Source organism: Rhodococcus sp. W8901 (assembly GCF_013348805.1).
In the GTDB taxonomy this organism is placed as follows: Bacteria; Actinomycetota; Actinomycetes; order Mycobacteriales; family Mycobacteriaceae; genus Prescottella.
Genome location: NZ_CP054690.1, coordinates 2,574,572 through 2,599,593, shown reverse-complemented (window position 1 = coordinate 2,599,593; position 25,022 = coordinate 2,574,572). Strand labels below are relative to the sequence as shown.

General features: G+C 69.1%; 24 protein-coding genes. 1 reads left to right on the top strand and 23 read right to left on the bottom strand.

What is annotated here, in order from left to right:
• Positions 1-52 precede the first annotated feature (52 nt).
• The 14 genes from coaBC to HUN07_RS12240 form a co-directional block, all read right to left on the bottom strand.
• Positions 53-1,318, bottom strand: a complete 1,266-nt coding sequence (coaBC, locus tag HUN07_RS12305; protein ID WP_254622913.1) for a bifunctional phosphopantothenoylcysteine decarboxylase/phosphopantothenate--cysteine ligase CoaBC — start codon at positions 1,316-1,318, stop codon at positions 53-55.
• Positions 1,319-1,332: 14 nt separating this feature from the next.
• On the bottom strand, positions 1,333-1,614 hold the full coding sequence (rpoZ, locus tag HUN07_RS12300) for a DNA-directed RNA polymerase subunit omega (RefSeq protein WP_114722678.1): 282 nt from the start codon (positions 1,612-1,614) through the stop codon (positions 1,333-1,335).
• Positions 1,615-1,719: 105 nt separating this feature from the next.
• Entirely contained in the window at positions 1,720-2,286 is a 567-nt protein-coding gene (gmk, locus tag HUN07_RS12295) for a guanylate kinase (protein ID WP_114722677.1), read from the bottom strand.
• A 78-nt stretch (positions 2,287-2,364) separates the two neighbouring features.
• The gene (gene mihF, locus HUN07_RS12290; protein WP_007535578.1) at positions 2,365-2,685 is read right to left on the bottom strand and encodes an integration host factor, actinobacterial type; all 321 of its coding nucleotides are present in this window, start codon (positions 2,683-2,685) and stop codon (positions 2,365-2,367) included.
• Positions 2,686-3,153: 468 nt separating this feature from the next.
• The gene (pyrF, locus tag HUN07_RS12285; RefSeq protein ID WP_174909935.1) at positions 3,154-4,002 is read right to left on the bottom strand and encodes an orotidine-5'-phosphate decarboxylase; all 849 of its coding nucleotides are present in this window, start codon (positions 4,000-4,002) and stop codon (positions 3,154-3,156) included.
• A complete protein-coding gene (carB, locus tag HUN07_RS12280) occupies positions 3,999-7,346 on the bottom strand; it encodes a carbamoyl-phosphate synthase large subunit (RefSeq protein WP_174909933.1) in 3,348 nt (1,115 codons plus the stop codon). Before carB ends, pyrF begins: the two co-directional genes overlap by 4 nt.
• Positions 7,346-8,506: a glutamine-hydrolyzing carbamoyl-phosphate synthase small subunit gene (gene carA, locus HUN07_RS12275; protein WP_174909931.1), complete on the bottom strand. Its 1,161-nt coding sequence runs from the start codon at positions 8,504-8,506 to the stop codon at positions 7,346-7,348. The genes carB and carA overlap by 1 nt, the downstream gene beginning before the upstream one ends.
• The gene (locus HUN07_RS12270; protein WP_114722673.1) at positions 8,503-9,045 is read right to left on the bottom strand and encodes a PH-like domain-containing protein; all 543 of its coding nucleotides are present in this window, start codon (positions 9,043-9,045) and stop codon (positions 8,503-8,505) included. Before HUN07_RS12270 ends, carA begins: the two co-directional genes overlap by 4 nt.
• On the bottom strand, positions 9,045-10,364 hold the full coding sequence (locus HUN07_RS12265) for a dihydroorotase (RefSeq protein WP_174914661.1): 1,320 nt from the start codon (positions 10,362-10,364) through the stop codon (positions 9,045-9,047). The genes HUN07_RS12270 and HUN07_RS12265 overlap by 1 nt, the downstream gene beginning before the upstream one ends.
• A 56-nt stretch (positions 10,365-10,420) precedes the next feature.
• Positions 10,421-11,362, bottom strand: a complete 942-nt coding sequence (locus tag HUN07_RS12260) for an aspartate carbamoyltransferase catalytic subunit (RefSeq protein ID WP_114722672.1) — start codon at positions 11,360-11,362, stop codon at positions 10,421-10,423.
• On the bottom strand, positions 11,359-11,970 hold the full coding sequence (gene pyrR / locus HUN07_RS12255) for a bifunctional pyr operon transcriptional regulator/uracil phosphoribosyltransferase PyrR (protein WP_114722671.1): 612 nt from the start codon (positions 11,968-11,970) through the stop codon (positions 11,359-11,361). Before pyrR ends, HUN07_RS12260 begins: the two co-directional genes overlap by 4 nt.
• Positions 11,971-12,140: 170 nt before the next feature.
• Positions 12,141-12,680: a transcription antitermination factor NusB gene (nusB, locus tag HUN07_RS12250; protein WP_114722670.1), complete on the bottom strand. Its 540-nt coding sequence runs from the start codon at positions 12,678-12,680 to the stop codon at positions 12,141-12,143.
• A complete protein-coding gene (gene efp, locus HUN07_RS12245) occupies positions 12,681-13,244 on the bottom strand; it encodes an elongation factor P (protein ID WP_114722669.1) in 564 nt (187 codons plus the stop codon). It abuts the gene before it with no gap.
• Between the two features lie 16 nt (positions 13,245-13,260).
• Positions 13,261-14,379 (bottom strand): M24 family metallopeptidase, encoded by a 1,119-nt coding sequence (locus HUN07_RS12240; RefSeq protein WP_174909929.1) that lies wholly within the window; start codon positions 14,377-14,379, stop codon positions 13,261-13,263.
• 134 nt (positions 14,380-14,513) lie between these two features.
• On the opposite strand from HUN07_RS12240, the gene HUN07_RS12235 reads away from it, so the two are divergent.
• Positions 14,514-15,194 carry a B-4DMT family transporter gene (locus HUN07_RS12235; RefSeq protein ID WP_174909928.1) on the top strand — a complete coding sequence of 227 codons (681 nt, stop codon included), beginning with the start codon at positions 14,514-14,516 and terminating at the stop codon, positions 15,192-15,194.
• Positions 15,195-15,301: 107 nt separating this feature from the next.
• On the opposite strand, the gene aroQ is transcribed toward HUN07_RS12235, so the two are convergent.
• The 9 genes from aroQ to alaS all read right to left on the bottom strand — a co-directional run bounded on the left by aroQ (position 15,302) and on the right by alaS (position 24,914).
• Positions 15,302-15,730 (bottom strand): type II 3-dehydroquinate dehydratase, encoded by a 429-nt coding sequence (aroQ, locus tag HUN07_RS12230; RefSeq protein WP_174909926.1) that lies wholly within the window; start codon positions 15,728-15,730, stop codon positions 15,302-15,304.
• A complete protein-coding gene (gene aroB, locus HUN07_RS12225) occupies positions 15,727-16,836 on the bottom strand; it encodes a 3-dehydroquinate synthase (RefSeq protein ID WP_114722665.1) in 1,110 nt (369 codons plus the stop codon). The genes aroQ and aroB overlap by 4 nt, the downstream gene beginning before the upstream one ends.
• 4 nt (positions 16,837-16,840) lie before the next feature.
• Entirely contained in the window at positions 16,841-17,395 is a 555-nt protein-coding gene (locus HUN07_RS12220; protein WP_114722664.1) for a shikimate kinase, read from the bottom strand.
• Positions 17,396-17,399: 4 nt separating this feature from the next.
• Positions 17,400-18,587, bottom strand: a complete 1,188-nt coding sequence (gene aroC / locus HUN07_RS12215; RefSeq protein ID WP_114722750.1) for a chorismate synthase — start codon at positions 18,585-18,587, stop codon at positions 17,400-17,402.
• A 60-nt stretch (positions 18,588-18,647) separates the two neighbouring features.
• A complete protein-coding gene (locus HUN07_RS12210) occupies positions 18,648-19,229 on the bottom strand; it encodes a prepilin peptidase (RefSeq protein WP_174909923.1) in 582 nt (193 codons plus the stop codon).
• 108 nt (positions 19,230-19,337) lie between these two features.
• Positions 19,338-20,153 (bottom strand): shikimate dehydrogenase, encoded by an 816-nt coding sequence (locus tag HUN07_RS12205; protein WP_441346812.1) that lies wholly within the window; start codon positions 20,151-20,153, stop codon positions 19,338-19,340.
• A 5-nt stretch (positions 20,154-20,158) separates the two neighbouring features.
• Complete coding sequence (gene mltG, locus HUN07_RS12200; protein ID WP_174909919.1) at positions 20,159-21,622, bottom strand: endolytic transglycosylase MltG; 1,464 nt, start codon at positions 21,620-21,622, stop codon at positions 20,159-20,161.
• On the bottom strand, positions 21,619-22,092 hold the full coding sequence (gene ruvX / locus HUN07_RS12195) for a Holliday junction resolvase RuvX (RefSeq protein WP_254622984.1): 474 nt from the start codon (positions 22,090-22,092) through the stop codon (positions 21,619-21,621). The genes mltG and ruvX overlap by 4 nt, the downstream gene beginning before the upstream one ends.
• 137 nt (positions 22,093-22,229) lie before the next feature.
• The gene (gene alaS / locus HUN07_RS12190) at positions 22,230-24,914 is read right to left on the bottom strand and encodes an alanine--tRNA ligase (RefSeq protein ID WP_174909915.1); all 2,685 of its coding nucleotides are present in this window, start codon (positions 24,912-24,914) and stop codon (positions 22,230-22,232) included.
• Between the last annotated feature and the right edge of the window lie 108 nt (positions 24,915-25,022).

Below are 25,022 nucleotides of genomic sequence, written 5' to 3'. Positions count from 1 at the left end.
TCGACCCTAGTGCCAGAAAGCGGGTCCCGGCGGCGATCGCCACCGGAGTGTGTTACTCGGGAACGAGCAGCGCTGCGAGTGCATCGAGCACCCGACTGGCCATCAGTGACTTCGACCCGGGCTCGATCGCGGACTCGGTACCGTCGGCGCCGAGCAGCCAACCGTCGTTGTGGTCGACCTCGAAGGCTTTCCCCTCACCGACAGCGTTGACGACGAGAAGATCACAACCCTTGCGTGTCAACTTCGTTCGCGCATGATCGAGAACACTGCCCGACGCGTCACCGGTCTCGGCCGCGAAACCGACGATCGCGGTCGCGGCATCGACGGTTCCGTCCCGTCGAGCCTGCACGAGACCCGCGAGAATGTCCTCGTTTCGGATCAGCGGAATCGAATCGGGTTCGTCGGCGCCCTTCTTGATCTTGCTGGTGGCGACGGTGGCCGGCCGGAAGTCCGCCACCGCGGCCGACATGATCACGGCATCCGCATCGACGGCGTGCTTCATGACCGCCTCGCGCATCTGCTCCGCGGTCCGCACATGGACGACGTCGACGGCAGCGGGATCCGCGAGTTCGGCCGTGGCACCCGCCACGAGCGTCACCTCGGCGCCACGCTGGGCGGCGAGGCGCGCAAGCGCGTACCCCTGCTTACCGGAACTACGGTTCCCGAGGAACCGCACCGGGTCGAGGGGTTCGCGGGTACCACCGGCCGAGATCACGACCCGTCGCCCCTCGAGATCCCGGGGCAACGCGGCCGGTCGCTCGAGCAAGAGCGACGCGAGCGCGACGATCTCCTCGGGATCAGGCATCCGGCCCGCGCCGGTGTCCTTGCCGGTGAGCCGACCGGACGCCGGTTCGATCACGGTGTTGCCCCGCTCGCGCAGGGTCGCGACGTTACTCACCGTCGCGGGGTGCTCCCACATCTCGGTGTGCATCGCCGGAGCGAACACGACCGGACAACGCGCGGTCAGCAGCGTCGCGGTCAACAGATCGTCGGCACGACCGGAGACGGCCCGGGCCATGAGATCCGCGGTGGCCGGCGCGATGACGACCAGGTCGGCCTCCTGGCCCAGACGCACATGCGGCACCTCGGGCACGTCGGCGAACACGCCGGTGTGCACGGGGTTGCCGGACAGCGCCTCGAAGGTGGCCCGACCGACGAACTGCAGCGCAGACTCGGTAGGAATCACCCGGACGTGGTGACCGCTCTCGGTGAAGCTGCGCACGATCGCACAACTCTTGTAGGCGGCGATCCCGCCGCCGACACCGACGACGATCCGCTTGGGGCCCTCGGATGCCGTGCCGGGTTCGCGCTCAGGCACGGACGCTGCTCCGCTCACTCGCCTTCGGTGTGCTCGAGCAGGTCGGCGTGGATCTCGCGCAGCGCGATGGACAGCGGCTTCTCCTGCAGACCCGGCTCGACGAGCGGGCCGACGTACTCGAGGATGCCGTCACCGAGCTGGTTGTAGTAGTCGTTGATCTGCCGGGCGCGCTTGGCCGAGTAGATGACCAGCGCGTACTTGGACGACGTCCGCTCGAGGAGCTCGTCGATCGGCGGGTTGGTGATGCCGAGCGGGGTGTCGTAGGCAGGCAGGGCACGACCTGCGGTGTCGGACACTACTGCTTCGGTGCTGCTCACTCGGTTCTCCTGAACTTGACTGGAAACTGTCAAATTGAATGTCGGAATTAGGGGCAACGGCACTTGGTCAGGACCGGAAAGGACCTAGACCTGTCGTCCAGCCAACAAGGATACCAACTCATCGCAGGCCTGGCTGACGTCCTCGTTCACGATGACCGTGTCGAACTCGTCCTGGGCCGCCAATTCGACCTTCGCAGTCTGCAGGCGGCGCTCGACGACGTCGGCCGGTTCGGTACCGCGACCGGTCAACCGCGAGACCAGAACGTCCCAGCTCGGCGGTGCCATGAACGCCAGGATCGCTTCCGGCATCGACGCCCGCACGGAGCGGGCACCCACCAGATCGACCTCGAGCAGCACCGGCTTGCCGTCCGCGAGCGCCTGGCGCACCGGCTCGGCCGGAGTACCGGAGCGCTGCAGGCCACCGTGGATCTCGGCCCATTCGAGCAGGTCACCGGCGGTGATCATGCGGTCGAACTCTTCCCGCGAGATGAAGTGGTAGTCCTGTCCGTCCACTTCGCCCGGCCGCGGGTCCCGGGTGGTCACCGAGACGCTGAAGACGATCTCGGGCATACGTTCACGCAGCAACCGGACAACGCTGGACTTACCCACGGCCGAGGGGCCGGCCAGTACTACCAGCCGGCCCCTCCGCACTGCGCTGCCATCCTCGGTCGAGGCCGAGGTGGCGTTGCTGCCTGACACTTGTTGTGCGTCAGCAATCACTTGTCGCGCTCAGGCCTCGAAATCGAACCTGGCGAGCAGAGCCTTGCGCTGCCGATCGCCGAGGCCACGAAGGCGACGGGTAGGAGCGATCTCGAGCTCGGTCATGATCTCCTGCGCCTTGACCTTGCCAACCTTGGGCAGGGCCTCGAGCAGAGCCGACACCTTCATCTTGCCGAGGATCTCGTCCTCTTCGGCATCCTTCAGGACCTGCTTCAGGTCGGTGCCGCCGCGCTTGAGGCGCTCCTTGAGCTCAGCCCGGGCCTTACGGGCGGCAGCCGCCTTCTCCAAAGCAGCAGCGCGCTGCTCGTCGGTCAACTGGGGAAGGGCCACGGTTCCTCCGTCTCGTCGTGTGCAAATGGTCTACAACCACTGGATAACCAGCGGCGATAGCGACCGTACTCACGCCGGGCGCCGATTGCTAACCCACCCCCCGACGTCAGCGCCCGATTCGGGTGGGTTATGTGTTCATTCGACGGTGCGTTCGAAGGGACCGCGTCCGGGCACCCACATCCGCCGACCGCCGGGCGCCGACACCCCGAAATCTCCCTGTTTTCGCAGGTCGACGGACATTTATCCCGATCGGAAGCGCCGCCGGACCGGCCCCGCGACGTGGCATGTCCCACAGTTCGTCCGGTGGGAGGCGCCAGGTCGGAAAAATTTGGAAAAGATTACGAAAACTTCCGTGCGTCAGCGCGTGTCGTGCAATCGCCGGGTGGCCCGAGCCGGCCGTCACGACGACGAAGGCCGGGTTCGGGCCGAACCCGGCCTTGCCGGAGATTGCACGACGCGCGCCGGCGCCTAGTCCTGCAGGAACGCGAACGCGTCGACGGAACGCGCCACGGCCTCCTGGATCGCCGACACCGACGGCCCCGCCCGCAGCACCTCGCGCGACACGCTCGGCACCACGGCACGCAGGCTGTCGCCCGCCAGCCGCCGGACGTCGTCGGCGGTGCCGCCCTGATGGCCCACACCGGGCATCAGGATCGGCCCGTGCAGGCCGCTCAGGTCGGGGGCCTGCGTGAGCGTGGCGCCCACGACGACACCGACTGAGCCCAGGACGTCCGCGCCGGCATTGCGGGCGGCGGCTTCGTCGACCATCACCTGACTGACCTTGCGGCCGTCCACGGCGGTCGAGAGCTGCACCTGCGCGCCCTCCGGATTGGACGTCGCCGCCAGCACGAACAGTCCACCGTCGTTGCGCTCGGCTAGCTCGAGCACGGGATCGAGCGACCCGAAGCCGAGGTACGGCGACACCGTCACGGCGTCGGACGCGAGCGGCGAGGCCTCCCCCAGCCACGCCTGGGCGTACGCGCTCATCGTGGAGCCGATGTCGCCACGCTTGGCGTCGGCCAGGACGAGCGTGCCGGCCTCCCGCAGGACCGTGATGGTGCGTTCGAGGACCGCGAAGCCACCGGATCCGTACGCCTCGAAGAACGCGACCTGAGGCTTGACGAGGGCGACCCGGCCGACGAACGCCTCGACGCAGATCTCACTGAACTGCTCGAGGCCCTCGACGGTCTGCTGCAGGCCCCAGGCCTCCAGCAGCTCGGGGTGCGGGTCCACGCCGGCGCACAGCGGGCCGTGATGGCCCAGTGCCGCGTGGACCCGCGCCCCGAAGGACGTGCCCGACGTCTGCTCCGACGTCACTGCTGCGAGTCCCGCAGACGCGAGTGCAGCTCCTGCAGCGACTGGACGCCGATGTCGCCGCGGATGGCGGCCTCGATGCCCTGCACGGCTGCGGACGCACCCTGCACGGTGGTGATGCACGGGATGTTCTTCGACACCGCGGCGCTGCGGATCTCGTAGCCGTCGACGCGCGGGCCGGAGTTGCCGTACGGGGTGTTGATCACCATGTCGACGTCGCCGGCCTTGATCTGCTCGACGATGGTCTGCGCACCCTCGGGCAGGTCCTCGCCGGACTGCTTGTGGACCTGCTCGCACGTGATGCCGTTGCGGCGCAGGACGTCGGCGGTGCCCTCGGTCGCGAGGATCCGGAAGCCGAGGTCGGCGAGACGCTTGACCGGGAAGATCAGCGAACGCTTGTCCTTGTTGGCGACCGAGACGAACACCGAGCCGCTGGTGGGCAGCGAGCCGTACGCGGCGGTCTGGCTCTTGGCGAACGCGGTACCGAAGTCCGCGTCGATGCCCATGACCTCGCCGGTGGACTTCATCTCGGGGCTCAGCAGCGTGTCGACGCCGGTGCCGTCGGCGCGACGGAACCGGTTGAACGGCAGCACCGCTTCCTTGACGGCGACCGGTGCGTCCATCGAGACCGTTCCACCGTCGCCCTCGGCGGGCAGCAGTCCCTGGGTGCGCAGTTCGGCGATCGACTCGCCGAGCATCACCCGGGCACACGCCTTCGCCAGCTGCACCGCGGTGGCCTTGGAGACGAACGGCACGGTCCGCGACGCGCGCGGGTTGGCCTCGAGGACGTACAGGATGTCGTCCTTGAGCGCGTACTGCACGTTGAGCAGGCCCTTGACGCCGATGCCCTTCGCGAGCGCCTCGGTGGAACGACGGACGTTCTCCAGGTCGGCGCGGCCGAGGGTGATCGGGGGCAGCGCGCACGCCGAGTCACCGGAGTGGATACCGGCCTCCTCGATGTGCTCCATGACGCCGCCGAGGTACACCTCGGTGCCGTCGCACAGGGCGTCGACGTCGATCTCCACCGCGTCCTCCAGGAAGCGGTCGACCAGCACCGGCCGGTCGTCGGAGATCTCGGTGGCGCGGGAGATGTAGCTCTCGAGCGCCTTCTCGTCGTACACGATCTCCATGCCGCGGCCGCCGAGGACGTACGACGGACGCACCAGCACCGGGTAGCCGATGCCGGACGCGATGTCGCGCGCACCCTCGAACGTGGTGGCGGTGCCGAACTTCGGAGCCGGCAGGCCGGCCTCGGTCAGCACGCGACCGAACTCGCCGCGGTCCTCCGCCAGGTCGATGGCCTCGGGGCTGGTACCCACGATCGGCACACCGGCCTCCTTGAGGCGCTTCGCCAGGCCCAGCGGGGTCTGGCCGCCGAGCTGGACGATGACGCCCGCGACGGTGCCGGACTCCGACTCGGCGCGGTAGACCTCGAGCACGTCCTCGAACGTGAGCGGCTCGAAGTACAGGCGGTCGGCGGTGTCGTAGTCCGTCGAGACGGTCTCCGGGTTGCAGTTGACCATGACGGTCTCGTAGCCGGCCTCGGACAGCGTCTGCGCGGCGTGCACACACGAGTAGTCGAACTCGATGCCCTGACCGATGCGGTTCGGGCCCGAGCCCAGGATCAGCACCTTGGGACGCTCGGTCTGCGGCGCGACCTCGGTCTCCGCCTCGGGATCGAGCTCGTACGTCGAGTAGTGGTACGGCGTCTTGGCCTCGAACTCGGCGGCGCAGGTGTCGACGGTCTTGTAGACCGGGCGCACCTTCAGCTCGTCGCGCAGCGCGCGGACCGCGTCCTCCGCGGCCTGGCCCTCACCGAACTCGGGGCGCAGTGCCGCGATCTGCCGATCCGACAGGCCGTGGTACTTGGCCTGACGCAGCAGCCGCTCGTCGAACTTCTCCGCAGCGCGGATCTGCTCGCCCAGCTCGTGGATCTGCTGCATCTGATCCAGGAACCACGGGTCGATCGCGGTCGCGTCGAACAGCTGCTCGATCGTGGCGCCCAGCGCGAACGCCTTCTCGATGCCGTACATGCGGCCGTCGTGCGGAACCTTCAGCTCCTCGAGCAGCGACTCCAAGTCCGTCGCCTCCACCTCGGGGCCCGTCCAGTAGCCGCCGCGCTTGGTCTCGAGCGAGCGCATGACCTTGCCGAACGCCTCGGTGAAGTTGCGGCCGATGGACATGGCCTCACCGACGGACTTCATCGTGGTGGTCAGCGTGCCGTCGGCGCCCGGGAACTTCTCGAACGCGAACCGCGGCGCCTTGACGACGACGTAGTCGAGGGTCGGCTCGAAGCAGGCCGGGGTCTCGCCGGTGATGTCGTTGACGATCTCGTCGAGCGTGTAGCCGATGGCCAGCTTCGCGGCCATCTTCGCGATCGGGTAGCCGGTCGCCTTCGACGCCAGCGCCGACGAGCGGGACACGCGCGGGTTCATCTCGATGACGACGAGGCGACCGTCGGTCGGATCCATCGCGAACTGGATGTTGCAGCCGCCGGTGTCGACGCCGACCTCGCGCAGGATGTCGATCGAGAGGTCGCGCATCTTCTGGTACTCGCGGTCGGTGAGCGTCATGGCCGGGGCCACCGTCACCGAGTCGCCGGTGTGGACACCGACCGGGTCGACGTTCTCGATGGAGCAGATGATCACGACGTTGTCGCGACCGTCACGCATCAGCTCGAGCTCGTACTCCTTCCAACCGAGGATGGACTCCTCGATCAGGACGTTCGCGGTGGGCGACGCGGCCAGGCCGCCTCCGGCGATGCGCTCGAGATCCGCCTCGTCGTACGCCATGCCGGAGCCCAGGCCGCCCATCGTGAACGACGGCCGCACGACGACGGGGTAACCGAGCTCGGCGACCGTGGCCTTGACCTCGTCCATCGTGTAGCAGACACGCGAGCGCGCGGACTCGCCGCCGACCTTCTCGACGATGTCCTTGAACTTCTGGCGATCCTCGCCGCGCTGGATGGCGTCGAAGTCGGCACCGATCAGCTCGACGTCGTACTTCTCCAGGATGCCCTGGTCGTGCAGCGCCACGGCGGTGTTGAGCGCGGTCTGGCCACCGAGCGTCGCCAGCACGGCGTCGATCTTGTGGCCCTTCTCCGCCTCCCGGGCGATGACCTTCTCGACGAACTCGGCCGTGATCGGCTCGACGTACGTGGAGTCGGCGAACTCGGGGTCGGTCATGATCGTGGCCGGGTTGGAGTTCACCAGGGAGACGCGCAGGCCCTCCTCGCGGAGAACCCGGCAGGCCTGGGTGCCCGAGTAGTCGAACTCGCAGGCCTGTCCGATGACGATCGGCCCGGAGCCGATCACCAGGATGTGCTCGAGATCTGTACGACGTGGCATTACTTCTTGACTCCCTCGAGCAGGTTGGCGAAACGGTCGAACAGGTACGCGGCGTCGTGCGGGCCGGCCGCGGCCTCGGGGTGGTACTGCACGGAGAACGCGGAATCGTCGAGCAGGCGGACGCCCTCGACGGCGCCGTCGTTGGCGCATGTGTGGCTCACGACCGCGCGGCCGAACGGGGTGTCGAACTCCTGGCCTGCTTCACCCTCGAGCGCGAAGCCGTGGTTCTGCGCGGTGATCGCGATGCGTCCGGTCTCGTGCTCGACGACCGGGATGTTGATGCCGCGGTGGCCGAACTTCATCTTGTAGGTGTTCAGTCCCAGCGCGCGGCCCAGGATCTGGTTGCCGAAGCAGATGCCGAACAGCGGCAGCCCCTGGCCCAGGATCTCCTTGGTGAGGTGCACGGCACCGTCCGCGGTGGCCGGGTCGCCCGGGCCGTTGGACAGGAAGACGCCGTCGGCCTTGATGTCCAGGATGTCGTGCAGCGTCGCGGTGGACGGCAGCACGTGCACGCGCATGCCGCGCTCGGCGAACATGCGCGGCGTGTTGGTCTTGATGCCGAGGTCGATGGCCGCGACGGTGTAGCGGGCCTCGCCGCCGGCCGGCTCGACGATGTAGCCGTTCGGGGTCGACACCTCGCCGGCCAGGTCGGCTCCGAGCATCGTCGGCTGGCTCTTCACCCGATCCAGCAGGACATCCACGTCGGCGAGCGCGTCGCCCGAGAAGACGCCGGCGCGCATCGAACCGCGGGTGCGCAGGTGCCGAACCAGGGCGCGGGTGTCGATGCCGGCGATGCCGACGACGCCCTGGCGCTCGAGCTCGTCCTGCAGCGACCCGGTCGCCCGCCAGCTGGAGGTGCGGCGCGAGGGGTCGCGCACGACGTAGCCCGCGACCCAGATCTTCGACTCCGACGACTTACCGGTGGGGCCGACGGACTCGTTGTCCTCGTCGTTCCAGCCGGTGTTGCCGATCTGCGGTGCCGTCGACACCACGATCTGACGGTGGTAGCTGGGGTCGGTAAGGGTCTCCTGATAGCCCGTCATGCCGGTGCTGAAGACCGCCTCGCCGAGGGTCTGCCCCACGGCACCGAACGTCGTTCCCCGGAAGACACGGCCGTCCTCGAGAACCAGGACCGCCGTATTGCTGTCAAAGCCGCTCATGCGTCTTCTCCGTTCTGCTCGACCTCACCAGAGCCCGCCGCATTCGCTGTGTCATCACTGTCTGTGTCGCGCACCCACTCGGGGTACACGGTCTTGTCGTCTCCGCGGAATCCCGTGTCGATCTCGGTGCCGGTGGGCAACTCCCACCGGATCACCAGGACTCCGTCCTTCGTCATCACTTTTCCGGCAAGGCCGCGCTCGGTGCGGATCGCCCGGATCGATCCCTCGGGAATCCAGATCGCCGACGCGCCGTCCCGCTCGAGCAGGATGCCGCCCGTCCAGCGGCTGAGCGCACCGGTCGCACGGAAGCCGATGTCGCCGACCGCGATTCGGTCCTGCCAGCTCGGGGCAATCGTGCTGCCCACGTACAGGCCGGTACTCGGGGCGATCAACTGCTTGCCGAGGTCCGCGGGAACCTGCGGCAGCTCACCGATCCGGTCGGCCTGGCGCCTGGCCCGACCCTTCCAGCCGCGGTACATCAGGAAGATCGCCAGCGCCCAGACCGCGATGCAGCCGACCACCCACAGAATGCGCTCCATCAGTACACCTCTCCCAGTGGCCGGACCTTGCCGTCACGTGCGGTGACGCGGCCGCGCAGCACTGTGGCCGTCACCCTCGCGGGCAGCGTCATCGACTCGTACGGCGTGTTGTTCGCGACGCTGGCCAACTCCGGGCCGTGCACCGTCCACTCGGTGTCGGGGTCGACGAGCACCAGATTGGCCGGCTCGCCCACCTCGATCGGGCGACCCTGGTCGTCGAGTCCGACGATCTCGGCGGGCCGCTCGCTCATCACGCGGGCCACGCCGCGCCAGTCCAGCAGGCCCGGACGGACCATCGTGTCCACGACGATCGACAGTGCCGTCTCGAGCCCAAGCATGCCGGGGCGGGCCTGCGAGAACTCGCAGCACTTGTCCTGTTCGGCGTGCGGCGCGTGATCGGTGGCCACGCAGTCGATGATCCCCTCGGCCAGCCCGCGGCGCAGCGCCGCGACATCGGACGCCTCGCGCAGCGGCGGGTTGACCTTGTTGACCGCGTCGTACGTCTCGAGGCGCGAGTCGTCGAGCAGAAGGTGGTGCGGGGTGACCTCGGCGGTGATGGAGATGCCCTGACCGCGCGCCCACTTCACGAGCTCGACGGAGCCGGCGGTCGACGCGTGGCAGATGTGCACGCGGGCGCCGGCGTCACGGGCCAGGAGCGCGTCGCGGGCGACGATCGACTCCTCGGCGGCGCGCGGCCAACCGGTCAGTCCGAGTCGGGCCGCGGTGGGGCCCTCGTGTGCGACTGCACCCTCGGTCAGGCGCGGCTCTTCCGCGTGCTGCGCAATCAGGACGCCGAGCGACGCGGAGTACTCCAGCGCGCGGCGCATGATCAGCGGGTCCGCGACGCATTGGCCGTCGTCGGAGAACAGCTTCACCCGGCCGACACCGGCCGCCATCGTCGCCATCTCGGCGAGCTGCTTGCCTTCGAGGCCGACCGTGACCGCACCGACCGGGTGCACGTCGACGAGCCCGACCTCCTGGCCGCGTCGCCACACGTGGTCGGTGATGACGGCGGAGTCGGCCACCGGGCTGGTGTTCGCCATCGCGAACACCGCGGTGTAACCGCCGAGGGCCGCCGCCGCCGAACCGGAGTCGATGGTCTCGGTGTCCTCGCGGCCCGGTTCACGCAGGTGCGTGTGCATGTCGACGAAGCCGGGCAGCAGGATCTGCCCCTGCCCGTCGATCACCTCGGTGTCGTCGCCGGCATTCAGTCCGGCACCGATTTCGAGGATCTGGCCGTCGCCCAGCAGCAGGTCGGTCGGATCGCCCTCGCCGTACACCAGAACGTTCTTGATCAACACGTTCCCGCTCGCGGACATCTGCGGCGCCACCTTCTCGTTTCTCGTCTTGTCGTTACTCGTTGTGTTCAGGTCGCTCACGCGACCTCTTCCGTTCCCACCAACAGCCGGAACAGCACTGCCATCCGGACGTGGACACCATTTGTGACCTGCTGCAGCACAGCCGTTTTCGGCGAATCCGCGACCGACGACGCGATCTCCATGCCGCGCAGCATCGGACCGGGGTGCAGCACCACCGCGTGGTCGGCGAGCAGGCCCAGGCGCTTCTCGTTGAGGCCGTAGGTGATCGAGTACTCGCGCGGCGACGGGAAGAACCCGCCGTTCATCCGCTCGGCCTGCACCCGCAGCATCAGGACCGCGTCGAGTCCGGGCAGTTCGGCGTCGATCGAGTGCGACACCCGCACCGGCCACGTCTCGACCCCGGCCGGCAGCAGCGTGCGCGGCGCCACCAGGACCACCTCGGCACCGAGCATCGACAGCAGCAACGCGTTCGACCGCGCCACCCGGCTGTGCAGGATGTCGCCGACGATCGCGATCCGCCGACCCTCGATGCCGCCGAGCCGCTGACGCAGCGTCAGAGCATCGAGCAGGGCCTGCGTCGGATGCTCGTGGGTGCCGTCACCGGCATTGATGATCGACGGACCGCCGTCCTCGGCGGCACCGGTCCACGCCGCGATCTGATGCGCCGCACCCGAGGCCGGGTGCCGGACGATCAGCGCGTCGGCGCCGGCCGCGCGCAGCGTCATCGCGGTGTCGCGCAGCGACTCGCCCTTCGACACCGACGAGCTGGACGCGCTGACGTTGATCACGTCGGCACTCATCCACTTGCCGGCCACCTCGAACGACACCCGCGTGCGGGTGGAGTTCTCGAAGAACACCGTCATCACGGTCCGCCCGCGCAGCGTCGGGAGCTTCTTGACCTCACGCCCGAGTAGCGCCTGCTCGAACCGTTCGGCCTCGTCGAGTAGCTCGGTCGCGGAATCCCGGTTCAGATCCGCGATGGAGAGCAGGTGCTTCACTTCTCGTTCTCCTCTGCGTGCCCGCTCGAGAGCACCACACCGTCACGGCCGTCGTGCTCGGCAAGGAGCACGGCAACATCCTCGGTGCGTGCGGTGGGCACGTTCTTGCCTACGTAGTCGGCGCGCAACGGCAGCTCACGATGTCCGCGGTCGACCAGGACCGCCAACTGGACCGCACGCGGGCGGCCGAGGTCACGCAGCGCATCGAGCGCGGATCGGACCGTCCGGCCGGAGAACAGGACGTCGTCGACGAGCACGACGAGCGCGTTGTCGACACCGCCTTCCGGAACCGAGGTCCGCTCGAGCGGGCGGTGCGGCTTGGTCCGCAGATCGTCGCGGTAGAGCGTGATGTCGAGGGAGCCGACCGGCGGGCGGACACCCGCGAACTCCTCGATCTTGTCGGCGAGGCGTGCGGCGAGCGTGGTGCCTCGGGTGGGAATCCCGATCAGGACGACGCGAGGTGCGGAACCATCCGTGGCGTCGAGAGCGGTCTTCTCGATGATCTGATGCGCGATGCGGGCGATGGTCCTGCCGACGTCGGCCGGGGACAGCAGTTCGCGCGCGTTCGCGGGGGGAAGACCGGATGAGGGCCCTTCGGGCATACGCATAGAGCGACCTCCTTCTCCGCCTCTCTGGACGGATCGTTAAAGGATGTCTGACGCCGGTCAGCCTATCAGCGGCGACCACCGCGCCAGATTCCGGGTAGGCCGAGTCCTCGAAGTGTGCCGAACGCGCTGCCGCCCACCCCGAAATCGGGATGGGCGGCAGCTTGTCCACTTCAGGACTCGGAATCTTCACCGCCGGCAGGGCCGGCGGGGGTGTCAGCGTCGTCGGCGGTGTCCGCCTTCGCGCGCTGCGAGGTCGCCGCGGCCGCGGCCCGGACCTGCGGGGCCACCAGCACGACCTGACCCAGCACTCCGTTCACGAAGCTGGGCGAGTCGTCGGTGGACAGCTCCTTGGCGAGTTCGACAGCTTCGTCGACGGCGACGACGGGCGGGACGTCCGTCGCGTGGAACAGCTCCCACACGGCGATCCGCAGGATCGCCCGGTCGACCGCAGGCAGACGCTCGAGCGTCCAGTCCTGCAGATGCGACTCGATCACCTGATCGAGCCGGTCGAGGTTCTCCGCGACACCCTGCACCACGGTCACCGTGTACGGGGCCACCGGGGCAACGGAATCGTCGCGGGTCGCGAGCTGCGCCCGCTCCTCCGCGAGATCGACCGGGTCGACGTCACGCGCCTCGGCCTCGAACAGGAAATCGACGGCCCGCTTGCGGGCCTTGTGACGTGCTCCGAGTTTCTTATGCGTACCCGACACTCAGGAATTCACGCGCCCGAGGTAGTTGCCGTCACGCGAATCGACCTTGAGCTTGTCGCCGGTGTTGATGAACAGCGGGACCTGGATCTCGGCGCCGGTCTCGAGGGTGGCGGGCTTGGTGCCGCCGGTCGAACGGTCACCCTGCAGGCCCGGATCGGTGTGCTTGACCTCGAGCTCGACCGTAACCGGGAGCTCGACGAACAGCGGGGCATCCTCGTGCGTCGCGACCTGGACCTGCATGTTCTCGAGCAGGAAGCGCGCGCCGTCGCCGACGGTGGCCTCGCCGATCGGGATCTGGTCGTAGGTGTCGCCATCCATGAAGATGTAGTCGCTACCGTCGTGGTACAGGTAGGTCATGTCGCGGCGGTCGACCGTAGCGGTCTCGACCTTGACACCCGCGTTGAAGGTCTTGTCGACGGTCTTGCCCGACAGGACGTTCTTCATCTTGGTGCGGACGAACGCAGGGCCCTTGCCCGGCTTGACGTGCTGGAACTCGATGATCTGCCAGAGCTGGCCCTCGATCTTCAGTACGAGCCCGTTCTTGAAATCACTGGTGTCTGCCACTTAGTTCGCGTCTCCTTCAGACGATTACGAGATCCTTGCTGGTGAGAGTGAGGAGTTCCGGCCCCTGCTCGCGAACGACGAGCGTGTCCTCGATCCTGACGCCACCGCGCCCGGAGAAGTACACACCCGGCTCGACGGTCACCACCGCACCGCAAAGCAGTGTACCGGTGCCGAGCTTGCCGATCCCGGGTGCTTCATGGATCTCCAGCCCCACGCCGTGGCCGAGTCCGTGCAGGAACAGGTCGCCGTATCCGGCGCTCTCGATCACCGACCGGGCCGCCGTGTCCACCGCGCCGACCTCGGCGCCGGGCGCGAGCGCTGCCCGACCCGCCGCCTGCGCCTCCCGAACCAGGTCGTAGAGGTCCCGCTGCCACTGCGAGACCTTCTCCAGCACGTACGTCCGGGTCATGTCGGAGTGGTAGCCGCCGATCTGCGCACCGAAGTCCAGTTTGAGGAGGTCGCCGGACCGCAGGACGGCGTCGGTGGGTCGATGGTGCGGGATCGCCGAGTTCGGGCCGGCGGCGACGATCGTCTCGAACGAGATTCCGTCGGCACCGTGGTCGAACATGAGCGACTCGAGTTCGCGACCCACCTCGCGTTCGGTCCGCCCCGGGCGCAGTCCCCCGCGCTCGATCAACGCCGCGAGGGCATCGTCGGCCGCCGCGCACGCCCGACGCAGCAGGTCGATCTCGCCCTCGTCCTTGACGGTTCGGAGTTGCTCCACCAGACGCGGGGCGCGGGTGAAACCGATCTCCGGTGCCGCCTCGACCCAAGCGGCGTGCTGGTCGAACGTCACGACGTGGCTCTCGAAGCCGAGCTTGCCGGCGCCCCAGGCGACAGCGAGTTCGAGCAGGCGCGGCGCGCTCGCGCGGGCGATCTCCGCCCGCAGGTCCGGCACCTGCTCGGCGACCTGCACCAGGTATCGACCGTCGGTGCAGATGACGGTCCGGTCCTCGGCACCCGACTCGTCGGCGGCGGTCACGAGCAACGCCGCATTCGAGCCGGTGAATCCGGTGAGGTAGCGGATGTTGAGCAGGTCCGTCACCAGCAGCGCGTCGAGGCTGTGCTCCCGCAGGAGAGCACGAAGTCGGCCGCGGCGCGCAGCGGTCGAAGCGGTCACCCGGTGGATCGACATGCCTCCGAAACTACCCTGCAACTACCCTGCGCCCACCCTGCTCCCCCGGCGCGACAGACGTGTCCGACGCCTCTTCGACCCGTTTGTGTGGGTTAGGACACAAGTGCCGAACCCTGCTGGTTACGCTGTGTCACATGAATGGGTGGGTCGTACGCGGTCTCGGTCTGGCATTGGTACACGTCGTGGTGCGCACTTTCCTGGGAGCCGCGGTGACGCAGTGGCCCCAGCAGGGCAGCATCCTGAGGTGGTTCTCGTTGATCCTCGTGATCCTCGCGGCGTTCCTGTGGGGCGCGCTCGACGGCATCCGCGACCGTCGCGCCAATCCCGACCCGGACGAGTCCGCGGATCTGACGATGATGTGGCTCAAGGCCGCCGCCGTCGCCGGCATCCTCGCCGGCGCCGCGGCCTGGATCCTCGGACTGATCTTCGACATCGCGATCACCAACGGCTCGCTGTTCTTCGAGGTCACCTCCGGCGCAGCCTTCACCATCCTGCTGATCTTCATCCCGGCGACGATCGGCGTCGCCCTCGGCCGGTTCCTCGTGGGACGCGATTCCGCGAAGGCACGGGCCGCCGGCGCAGTCGCGTATGCGGACGACGCCGATGTCGACGTCGAAGAGTCCGCCGCCGAGAACTACGCCGGCAGCGAGTGGTCGTACGAGCACGGCACCGAGGCCGGCTACGGCTACACCGACAGCGCCGCGGGAGACGGGAGCGGCGAAGGCGCGGTGCCCGCCGACAACACCGACACCGAGGTGTTCGCGCCGGTCGACCCGGACGGCAAGCCCGGTGGGGCGCACCGGGCCGACACGTAGACCGCGCAACGAACTCGCACTGAGAGACGAACGGGCCGGGGCGGATGATCCGCCCCGGCCCGTTCTGTCGTGCCAGGCTTCCCGACTCGCGTCGAGGCGCAGCTGTGTCAGCCGCGCTCGGCCAGGAACCGCAGCGCCAACGCATAGCCGGCGACGCCCAAGCCGACGATCGACCCGGTCGCCACCGAACTCAGGTACGAGTGGTGACGGAACTGCTCCCGCGCATGGACGTTCGAGATGTGCAGTTCCACCAGGCCGGCGGTCAGCTCGGCGCACGCGTCGCGCAGCACCACCGAAGTGTGGGTGAGCCCGCCCGCGTTCAGGATCACCGGCTCGCGGGCGTCCGCCGCGTCGTGGATCCAGCCGAGCAGTTCGCCTTCGCTGTCGCTCTGCCGGACGACCACCTCGATACCGAGGTCGGTGGCGGCCTTCTCACAGAGTGCAATCAGGTCGTCGTGCGTGGTCGAGCCGTAGACCTCGGGCTGCCGCTTGCCGAGCCGACCCAGGTTGGGTCCGTTGATGACCTGCACCCTCACAGCAGTACCGCCCCGCCGCTCGGGCTCTCGTCGCGTGCGACAGCCGAGTAGGCGGCGGCGAGCAGCGACGGATCCGGCCCCTCGAGCCGACCCGGCTTGGCGAGTCCGTCGAGCACGACGAAGCGGAGCAGGCCGGCGCGGTTCTTCTTGTCGGTCTGCATACCCTCGAGAAGCTGCCCGAACGCGTCGCCGTCGTACGTCGTGGGAAGACCGACCAGCTGCAGGATCGAGCGGTGCCGGTCGGCGGTGGCGTCGTCGAGTCGTCCGGCCAGGCGGCCGAGCTCGGCGGCGAAGACGAGTCCCACCGACACGGCGGCACCGTGGCGCCAGCGGTACCGCTCGCGGCGCTCGATCGCGTGGCCGAGGGTGTGGCCGTAGTTGAGGATCTCGCGCAGGTTCGACTCGCGCAGGTCGGCGGCGACCACCTTCGCCTTGACCTCGACCGAGCGGCGGATCAGTTCGGGCAGCACGGTGCCCGTCGGGTCCAGCGCGGCGGCGGGGTCGGCCTCGATGAGGTCGAGGATCACCGGGTCGGCGATGAATCCGGTCTTGATGACCTCCGCCATGCCCGCGACGATCTCGTTGTGCGGCACCGTCTCGAGCGTCGCCAGGTCGATCAGGACCGCCGACGGCTCGTGGAACGCACCGACCAGGTTCTTGCCGGCCTCCGTGTTGATCCCGGTCTTGCCGCCCACTGCGGCGTCGACCATGGCCAAAAGCGTCGTCGGGACGTGCACGATCCGCACGCCGCGCATCCACGTCGCGGCGACGAAGCCCGCGAGGTCGGTAGCGGCGCCGCCGCCGAGGCTGACGACCGCATCGCTGCGCGTCAGTCCGATTCGACCGAGCACCTCCCAGCAGAAGCCCGCGACCGCGAGGTCCTTGCCGTCCTCGGCGTCGGGGATCTCGACACGGTGGGCGTCGATTCCCTTCTCCGCCAAGGCTGCGCGCACGGCCTCCGCGGTCTCCGCGAGCGGCGGCTGGTGGAAGATGGCCACCGTGCGGGTGCCCTCGAGTTCCTCGACGAGCTCGCCGAGCAGACCTCGCCCGATGATCACAGGGTAGGGATCGGCCGTGGCGACCTCGACGCGTACCGGTTCGGTCACTTCTCTACTGCTCCGCTTCTGTGTCGTCTCTTGCCGGGTCGCCTGCGGCGGCCCCGTCGGTCAACTTGGTCACCAGCTGCTGGACGACCCGGCTGGGACTCCGGCTGTCGGTGCGTACCCGAATGGTCGCCACCTGCCGGTACAGCGGGCGGCGGCGACGCATCAGGGCGTGGTACTTGGCCTTGGGGTCGGCGCCGGCCAGCAGCGGTCGCCCCGTGTTCGCTCCGGTTCGCTTGAGCCCCTCGGCGACACTGATCTCCAGGTACACCACGGTATGCCCCGCCAACCGGGAACGGGTGCGTTCGGACAGGATCGCGCCGCCGCCCAGGGACAGGATCCCGTCGTGCGACTCGAGGGCCTCCCCGACCACCCGCTCCTCGATCTCCCGGAAGAAGGGCTCCCCATCCGTCTCGAAGATCTCCGGGATGGTGCGCCCGGTCTCGCGCTCGATCTCGGTGTCGGTGTCGAGCAACTCCAGATCGAGTGCCTGCGCGAGACGTCGGCCGATGGTCGACTTTCCCGCGCCCGGCGGCCCGATCAGGACGGCGCGCGGCGTCATCGCATCACCGCGACAGACGGGCCGCGATGCCGTCGACGTAACGCTGGTAGTTCGAGCGGGTCTCCGCGAGGGAGTCGCCACCGAACTTGTCGAGCGCGGCCTGGGCCACCACGAGCGCAACCATCGCCTCGGCCACGACACCGGCGGCCGGAACCGCGCACACATCCGAACGCTGGTGGATCGCCACGGCCTCCTCGCCGGTCGACATGTCGACCGTGGACAGCGCGCGCGGGACCGTCGAGATCGGCTTCATCGCGGCGCGCACACGCAGCGCCTCACCGTTGGTCATGCCGCCCTCGAGGCCGCCGGCGCGGTTGGTCGAACGCAGGACGCCGTCGGGGCCGGGACGCATCTCGTCGTGCGCGGCGCTGCCGCGGCGGCGTGCGGTCTCGAAGCCGTCACCGACCTCGACGCCCTTGATCGCCTGGATGCCCATCAGGGCGGCGGCGAGCTTGGAGTCGAGCCGGTCCGCGCCGCTGATGAACGAGCCGAGGCCGACCGGCAGACCGTGGACGATCACCTCGACGACACCGCCGAGGGTGTCGCCGTCCTTCTTGGCGGCCTCGATCTCGGCGATCATCGACTCTTCCGCGGCCTTGTCGCAGGCACGCACGGGGCTGGCATCGATGGCGTCGAGCGCGTCGGCGGCGGGACCGGGGCCGACGTAGGGGTCGGAGGCGCCGATCGAGATGACGTGCGAGACGACCTCGACGCCGAACAGCTGGCGCAGGAACTGACGGGCCACGGTTCCGGCCGCGACGCGGGCCGCGGTCTCACGGGCGCTGGCGCGCTCGAGGACGGGGCGGGCGTCGTCGAAGCCGTACTTGAGCATGCCCGAGTAGTCGGCGTGGCCGGGGCGCGGACGGGTCAGCGGCGCGTTGCGGGCCTGACCGGCGAGCTCCGCCTCGTCCACCGGGTCGGCGGACATGATCGTCTCCCACTTGGGCCACTCGGTGTTGCCCACCTCGACCGCGATCGGACCGCCGAGGGTGCGACCGTGCCGCACGCCACCGATGATCGTGACCTTGTCGGCCTCGAACTTCATGCGGGCACCGCGGCCGTAGCCGAGGCGACGGCGCGCAAGCTGCGCCGCGATGTCGTCGGACGTCACCTCGACGCCGGCAACCATCCCCTCGAGCATGGCAACGAGGGCGGGACCATGGGACTCTCCAGCAGTTATCCAGCGCAACACATCCAGCATCTTTCCACGAGCACGGCGTCCGGTACGACAGCGGGCCGTCCGCCGCTCCCGTCACACCGGCCACATCGCCAACGCGGTCGCCGCGCACATCGACGGACCGTGGGCGATCATCCCGTCCGCTCTCCCCCGCAACACGCCCACCACGGCGGTGAGGACTGGCGCGAGGGCGGCGGCCGCGAGCCACGTCTGGGCCCCGCCGAGGCCCGCCGCGGCGCCCAGACCGAGCGCCAGTTTGACGTCGCCCGCACCCATGGCCGCGGGCGCCGTCAGGTGCACGAGCAGGTACAGCCCCGACAGCATCAGGCCGCCGACGACCGCCGTCCGCCACTGCCCCGTGGCGGTCGCGAAGCCCACGATCGCCACCGCGCCCGGAAGGGTCAGGACATTGGGGAGACGGCGCACCCGCAGGTCGACGACACCGGCCGCGATCGTCCACCACACGAACAGCAGCGCCGGTGCGAGGGTGGGCACGAGCCCGTTCCGCACCGCGACCGCCGCGAACCCGAGTGCACACGCGACCTCGCACCATCCGGCGGGCACCGGCGACTCGCGCGCGAGCCGTGCCACGACGCGCCTGGTTCCGGCCCCGGCGGCGACACCCGCCGCAACGCCCACCACACCGATCCACCACATGCCGAGAGCATGCGGTGCGTCCAGGACGCCCGGCCCCGGGAATCGGCGGCCGCGAACAGATCTGTGGATGCGTGTGCGGCTGTGGAGAACCGCGGACCGGGTCCGGGCTCAGCGCGGCAGTGCCGCCGCCATCGCCTCTCGCGGTGCGGGCATGCCGGTGAACTGCTCGACCTGCCCGTACGCCTGGTTGAGCAGCATCGCCAGACCACCGACGACGGTTCCGCCGGTGCGCTCGACCGCGTCCGCCAGCGGGGTGGGCCACGGATCGTAGATCGCGTCGAGCACGAACGGGGCCCGACCGATCGCGTCGGCGAACGGCGCGGCGGCCCCCGCGGGAACGGTGCTCACCAGTGCAGCCGACGCGGTGCAGACGTCGGCCAGTCGCCCGTCGTCGAACGTCAGGTGCCGCACGGACAGCCCCACCGCCTCCGCGCACTCGAGCGTGGGCCGAGCGCGGTCGGCATCACGCGCGACGACCGTCACCGATGCCACGCCCATGTCGGCGAGCGCGACGAGAGCCGGGCGGGCCGTTCCGCCGGCGCCGACCACGACGGCCGCGGCACCGGCGAGGTCACCGATCCCACCCTCGACGAGGGCGCCGCGGACACCGTCGACGTCGGTGCAGTCGGCGCTCCAGCCGCCGTCGATGCGGACGAGGGTGTTCGCCGAGCCGATCGTGACCGCCCGCTCGGTGCGTTCGGTCGCGAACTCGAGGGCCGCGACCTTGCCAGGCATCGTCACCGACAGTCCCACCCATTCGGGGCCGAGGCCCGCGACGAGACCGGGCAACTGCTCACCGGTGCATTCGATGCGCTCGTACGTCCAGTCCGTCAGCCCGAGCGCGCGATACGCCGCCAGGTGCAGATCCGGGGACTTCGAGTGCGAGATCGGACTGCCGAGAACGGCGGCCTTACGCGCGGCCACTGCGATCACCTTCCACTGTCGAGGATGCCACTCTGCTGCGCCAACCCGATGTTCGCGAGGTGCTCGTCGTAACTCCGGGTGAACAGCGTGGTGCCCTTCTTGTCGATCGTCACGAAGTACAGATAGTCACCGGGAGCCGGATTCTCCACCGCGCGAAGAGCATTGATGCTCGGCGACGAAATCGGCGTGGCCGGCAACCCCGGGCTGGCGTAGGTGTTCCACGGCGTGACGCGGGCGCGATCGGCGTCGGTCGTGGCGACCTCCGTCGCGTCGAGCGAGTAGTTCACCGTCGAGTCGAACTGCAGCGGCTGGTTCACCGCGAGCCGGTTGACCACGACGCGGGCGACCTTGTCGAAGTCCGCGGGCAGCGCCTCGCGTTCGACGAGCGACGCCACGATCAGCATCTGGTACGGGTCGAGGCCGACGTTGCCACCGGCCGTCTTGATACCGGTGGACTCGTAGCTCTCCGCACTCGAACTGACCAGGTGCTCGAGAATCGCGACGGGCGACTCGGTGGGATCGAAGTCCCAGCTGCCGGCGGCGATCAGCCCCTCGAGCTGGCGGTCGCGGTCCGGGACGTTCGCCACCTGCTTACGCGCCCAGTCCGGGACGCCCAGGGCGGCCAGATCCGAGCTCGCGCCGGCGGTGTTGAGGTCGTCGTAGCTGATGCACTTACGTGCCTCGGTCGGGCCGACACAGCTGGCCTCCGAGATCAGCGTGTAGATGCCCTTCTTGATCGCACCGGTCTGCACGTCGCGGGTGTCGTGGAGCTGACGGCCCTCCGAGATCACCGTCTGACCGACGCGCGCGGACGGCGACACGAGCGCGGACACCGCGTCGGCGCCCGAGATCTTCGTGGCGACCGCATAGAAGCCCGGTTGCAGGGAGTTCATGGCGTCGTTGCGCAGCGCTGCCCGGTAGAACGCGGACTCGCTCGCGACCACGTCCTTGTCTGCCATCGAGTTCGCGATCTCGTCGGCGGTATCGCCCGCGTGGACCTGCACCACCACCTCGGGCCCGGCGGGCCCGGCGTAATCGGCGAAGTCGCTGCCGCTCAGCTTGCCGTAGACGGCGACGGCAGCGGCGCCCATGCCGCCCAGCAGCACCGCTCCGGCGAGGACGCCGATGACCCGGCCCCGACGCTTGCGCTGCGCGGCCGCACGCTCCCGCCGGACCGCACCGCGGCTCAACGGTTGCGCGCCGACCGCGGTCGGCAGTGCCCGTCGGGTGGAGTCGTCGTACGTGTAGTGGTCGAACTCCGGTTCGTAACCGTAGTCCTGACCGGTGGGGTAACCGTGCTGTGCCTGGTAGCCGTCGTGGTCGTCGCCGTAGACGCCTGCGGTGTCGTAGCCGGGGTCCGAGTAGTAGCCCTGCCCGGGATCGTCCTCGTACCCGTCGTTGTAGCGGTGATCGTCGTAGCCGGGAGCCGACTCGAACTCGGGACGCCCCGGCTGCCGATGATCGTTCACAGGCCGTCCTCCGTGGGTCGGCCGCTACCGTCCGAGTCCGTTACGTTCACCGCTCTGCTCCGCTCGTCCAACCATCCCTGCAAGATCGCCACAGCGGCGGCCTGATCGATCATCGGCCGCTGTCCCTTCGCACTGACGCCGCTCTCGCGGAGTGCACGCGACGCCGTGACCGTCGTCAGCCGCTCGTCGGCCATCCGCACCGGAATCGGATCGATGCGGCGGCGCACCCTCTGCGCGAACGCGGACGCGAGGCCCGCGGCCTTCCCGCGTTCCCCGCGCAGAGTCTGCGGCAGACCGACGATAACCTCGACGGCCTCGTACTCCTCGACAAGCTCGACAATCCGCCGGATATCCGGCGCGTCGGGCCCCTTCTCCTTCGAGCGGGGGACGGTCTCGACCGGCGTCGCGAGAATGCAGTCGGGGTCGCACGAGGCCACCCCGATCCGCACGCTTCCGACGTCGATGCCGATCCGACGGCCGCGCCCGGGATCGTCGACTCCGGGCCGATCAGGCCCCGGCTGTGCGGGACGGTCGGGACCCGGCTGTGCGGGACGGTCGGGACCCGACGGGGCAGGACGGTCGGGACCCGACGGGGCCGGGGGCACCGCTAGGAGTTCCCGGCCAGCTCAGCGACCCGACCCCGGACACCCTCGAGTGCTGCGGGGATACCGGAGACGTCGGAGCCGGCGCCCTGGGCCATGTCCGCCTTGCCGCCGCCGCGGCCGCCGATCTGGGGTCCGAAGCTCGCGACGAGGTCGCCGGCCTTGATGCCCAGGTTCTGCGCCGCCTTGGTGGTGGCCACGACGAACGGGACCTTGCCGTCGGCGCTGCCGAGCAGCACCACGACCGCGGGCTGGGTGCCGAAGCGGCCCCGGACGTCGGTGACGAGGCTGCGCAGGTCGTTACCGGCGACACCCTCGGGCGCCCGCTCGGCGACGAGCAGCACCTCACCGAAGCGGTGGGCCTTGTCGACGAAGGTTCCGGCGGACGCCAGGACCGCGGCGGCCTTGGTGGCCTCGAGTTCCTTCTCGGCCGCGCGCAGACGCTCGACGAGCGCCTCGACACGGGCCGGGACCTCGTCCGACGGCACCTTCAGCGACGACGCCACACCGGCGAGCAGCGCCCGCTCCTTGGCCAGGTAGCGGTACGAGTCGAGTCCGACGAACGCCTCGACGCGACGCACACCGGAACCGACCGACGACTCACCGAGGAGCGTCACCGGGCCGATCTGCGTGGAGTGCTGGACGTGCGTGCCGCCGCACAGCTCCATCGAGAACGGTCCACCGATCTCGACGACGCGGACCTCGTCTCCGTAGTTCTCGCCGAACAGCGCCATCGCGCCCATCTGCTTCGCGCGGTCGAGATCGGTGACGAACGTGTTCACCGGGTGGTTCGCGGCGACGGCCTCGTTGGTGACGACCTCGATCTCCTGCTTCTGCGACTCCGACAGCTGGCCCTGCCAGTTGAAGTCGAAGCGCAGGTAGCCCGGCTTGTTGAGCGAGCCGGCCTGAACGGCGTTGGGGCCCAGCACCTGTCGCAGTGCCGCGTGCACCATGTGGGTGCCGGAGTGGCCCTGCGTAGCGCCCTTGCGCCACTCCGGGTCGACCTGCGCGAGGACGACGTCGCCCTCGGTGATCTGACCCTCCTTGACGGTGACCTTGTGGACCCACACCTTCTTGGCGATCTTCTGCACGTCGTTCACCTGCACGCGCAGGCCCGCCGCCGAGATCGAGCCGATGTCAGCGATCTGGCCGCCGGCCTCGGCGTACAGCGGGCTGCGGTCGAGAATGACCTCGACGTCCTGGCCCGCGGTAGCCGTGGGCACGCGAACACCGTTGGAGATGAGCGCGAGCACGTGCGCTTCGGAGACCAGCTCGTTGAAGCCGGTGAACTCGGTGGGGCCGCGGTCGACGAGCTCCTTGTAGACCGACAGGTCGGCGTGGGCGTGCTTGCGCGCCTGCGCATCCTCCTTGGCGCGCTTGCGCTGCTCGGCCATGAGGGAACGGAAGCCGTCCTCGTCCACGTTCAGGCCGGCCTCGGCCGCCATCTCGAGGGTCAGGTCGATCGGGAAGCCGTAGGTGTCGTGCAGGACGAACGCCTCGTTGCCGCCGAAGACCGTCTTGCCGGCCGCCTTGACCTGGTCGGCCTCCGCCTCGAACATCTTCGAGCCGGCCGCGATCGTGCGCAGGAACGCGGTCTCCTCACCGACCGCGACACCCACGATGCGGTCGAAGTCGGTGGCGAGCTCCGGGTACGACGGCGACATCGTGTCGCGCACGACGGTGACGAACTCACGCATGCTCGGCTTCTCGGCGCCGAGCAGCTTCGCCGAGCGGATGATGCGGCGCAGCAGACGGCGCAGCACGTAGCCGCGACCCTCGTTGCCGGGGTTGACGCCGTCGGCGATCAGCATGACGGCGGTGCGTGCGTGGTCGGCGATGACTCTGAAACGAATGTCTGCAGCGGATCCGTCCGGGCCCTCGGCGCCGTACGTGCGGCCGGAGAGCTCCTCGGCCTTGGTGATCACGGGGCGGACGAGGTCCGTCTCGTAGACGTTGTCGACTCCCTGCAGCAGGAACGCGACGCGCTCGACACCCATACCGGTGTCGATGTTCTGCTTCGGCAGCGGGCCGAGGATCTCGAAGCTGTCCTTGCCGGTGCCCTCGCCGCGCTCGTTCTGCATGAACACGAGGTTCCAGATTTCGAGGTACCGGTCCTCGTCGGCCTCGGGGCCACCCTCGGCGCCGTACTCGGGGCCGCGGTCGTAGTAGATCTCCGAGCACGGTCCGCACGGGCCGGGGATGCCCATCGACCAGTAGTTGTCGGCCATGCCGCGGCGCTGGATGCGCTCGTCGGGGATGCCGGCCTCTTCCATCCAGATGTCGCGGGCCTCGTCGTCGTCGAGGTAGACAGTCACCCACAGCCGCTCGGGGTCGAAGCCGTAGCCGCCGTCCGAGGTGCTGTTCGTCAGCAGCGCCCACGCGTGCTTGATAGCACCGCGCTTGAAATAGTCGCCGAAGCTGAAGTTGCCCGCCATCTGGAAGAACGTGTTGTGGCGCGTGGTGATGCCGACGTTCTCGATGTCACCGGTGCGCACGCACTTCTGCACGCTGGTCGCGGTGTCGTAGGGCGGCGTCTGCTGGCCCAGGAAGAACGGCTTGAACTGCACCATGCCGGCGTTGACGAACAGCAGGTTCGGGTCGTCGAGAATCAGCGAGGCGCTGGGCACCTCGGTGTGGCCCGCCTTGACGAAATGGTCGAGGAAGCGCCTACGGATCTCGTGGGTCTGCACCTGTGTTCGTCCTAACGTATGTCCGTCGAAATTCACTGTGTCCGGCCGCCGATAACGCCTCCGAGACGCGAAACGACCATTGGCAAGCTTAACGCCCCCGCACCAATC

Excerpts from the sequence above, each read along its gene's own strand:
- HUN07_RS12235 (WP_174909928.1), top strand. The coding sequence starts at position 14,514 with ATGAATGGGTGGGTCGTACGCGGTCTCGGTCTGGCATTGGTACACGTC.
- HUN07_RS12265 (WP_174914661.1), bottom strand. The coding sequence starts at position 10,364 with ATGTCCGCGAGCGGGAACGTGTTGATCAAGAACGTTCTGGTGTACGGC.
- HUN07_RS12210 (WP_174909923.1), bottom strand. The coding sequence starts at position 19,229 with ATGTGGTGGATCGGTGTGGTGGGCGTTGCGGCGGGTGTCGCCGCCGGG.
- pyrR (WP_114722671.1), bottom strand. The coding sequence starts at position 11,970 with ATGCGTATGCCCGAAGGGCCCTCATCCGGTCTTCCCCCCGCGAACGCG.
- HUN07_RS12270 (WP_114722673.1), bottom strand. The coding sequence starts at position 9,045 with ATGGAGCGCATTCTGTGGGTGGTCGGCTGCATCGCGGTCTGGGCGCTG.
- carB (WP_174909933.1), bottom strand. The coding sequence starts at position 7,346 with ATGCCACGTCGTACAGATCTCGAGCACATCCTGGTGATCGGCTCCGGG.
- HUN07_RS12240 (WP_174909929.1), bottom strand. The coding sequence starts at position 14,379 with ATGTCGATCCACCGGGTGACCGCTTCGACCGCTGCGCGCCGCGGCCGA.
- carA (WP_174909931.1), bottom strand. The coding sequence starts at position 8,506 with ATGAGCGGCTTTGACAGCAATACGGCGGTCCTGGTTCTCGAGGACGGC.
- HUN07_RS12220 (WP_114722664.1), bottom strand. The coding sequence starts at position 17,395 with ATGACGCCGCGCGCCGTCCTGATCGGGCCGCCGGGCGCGGGAAAGTCG.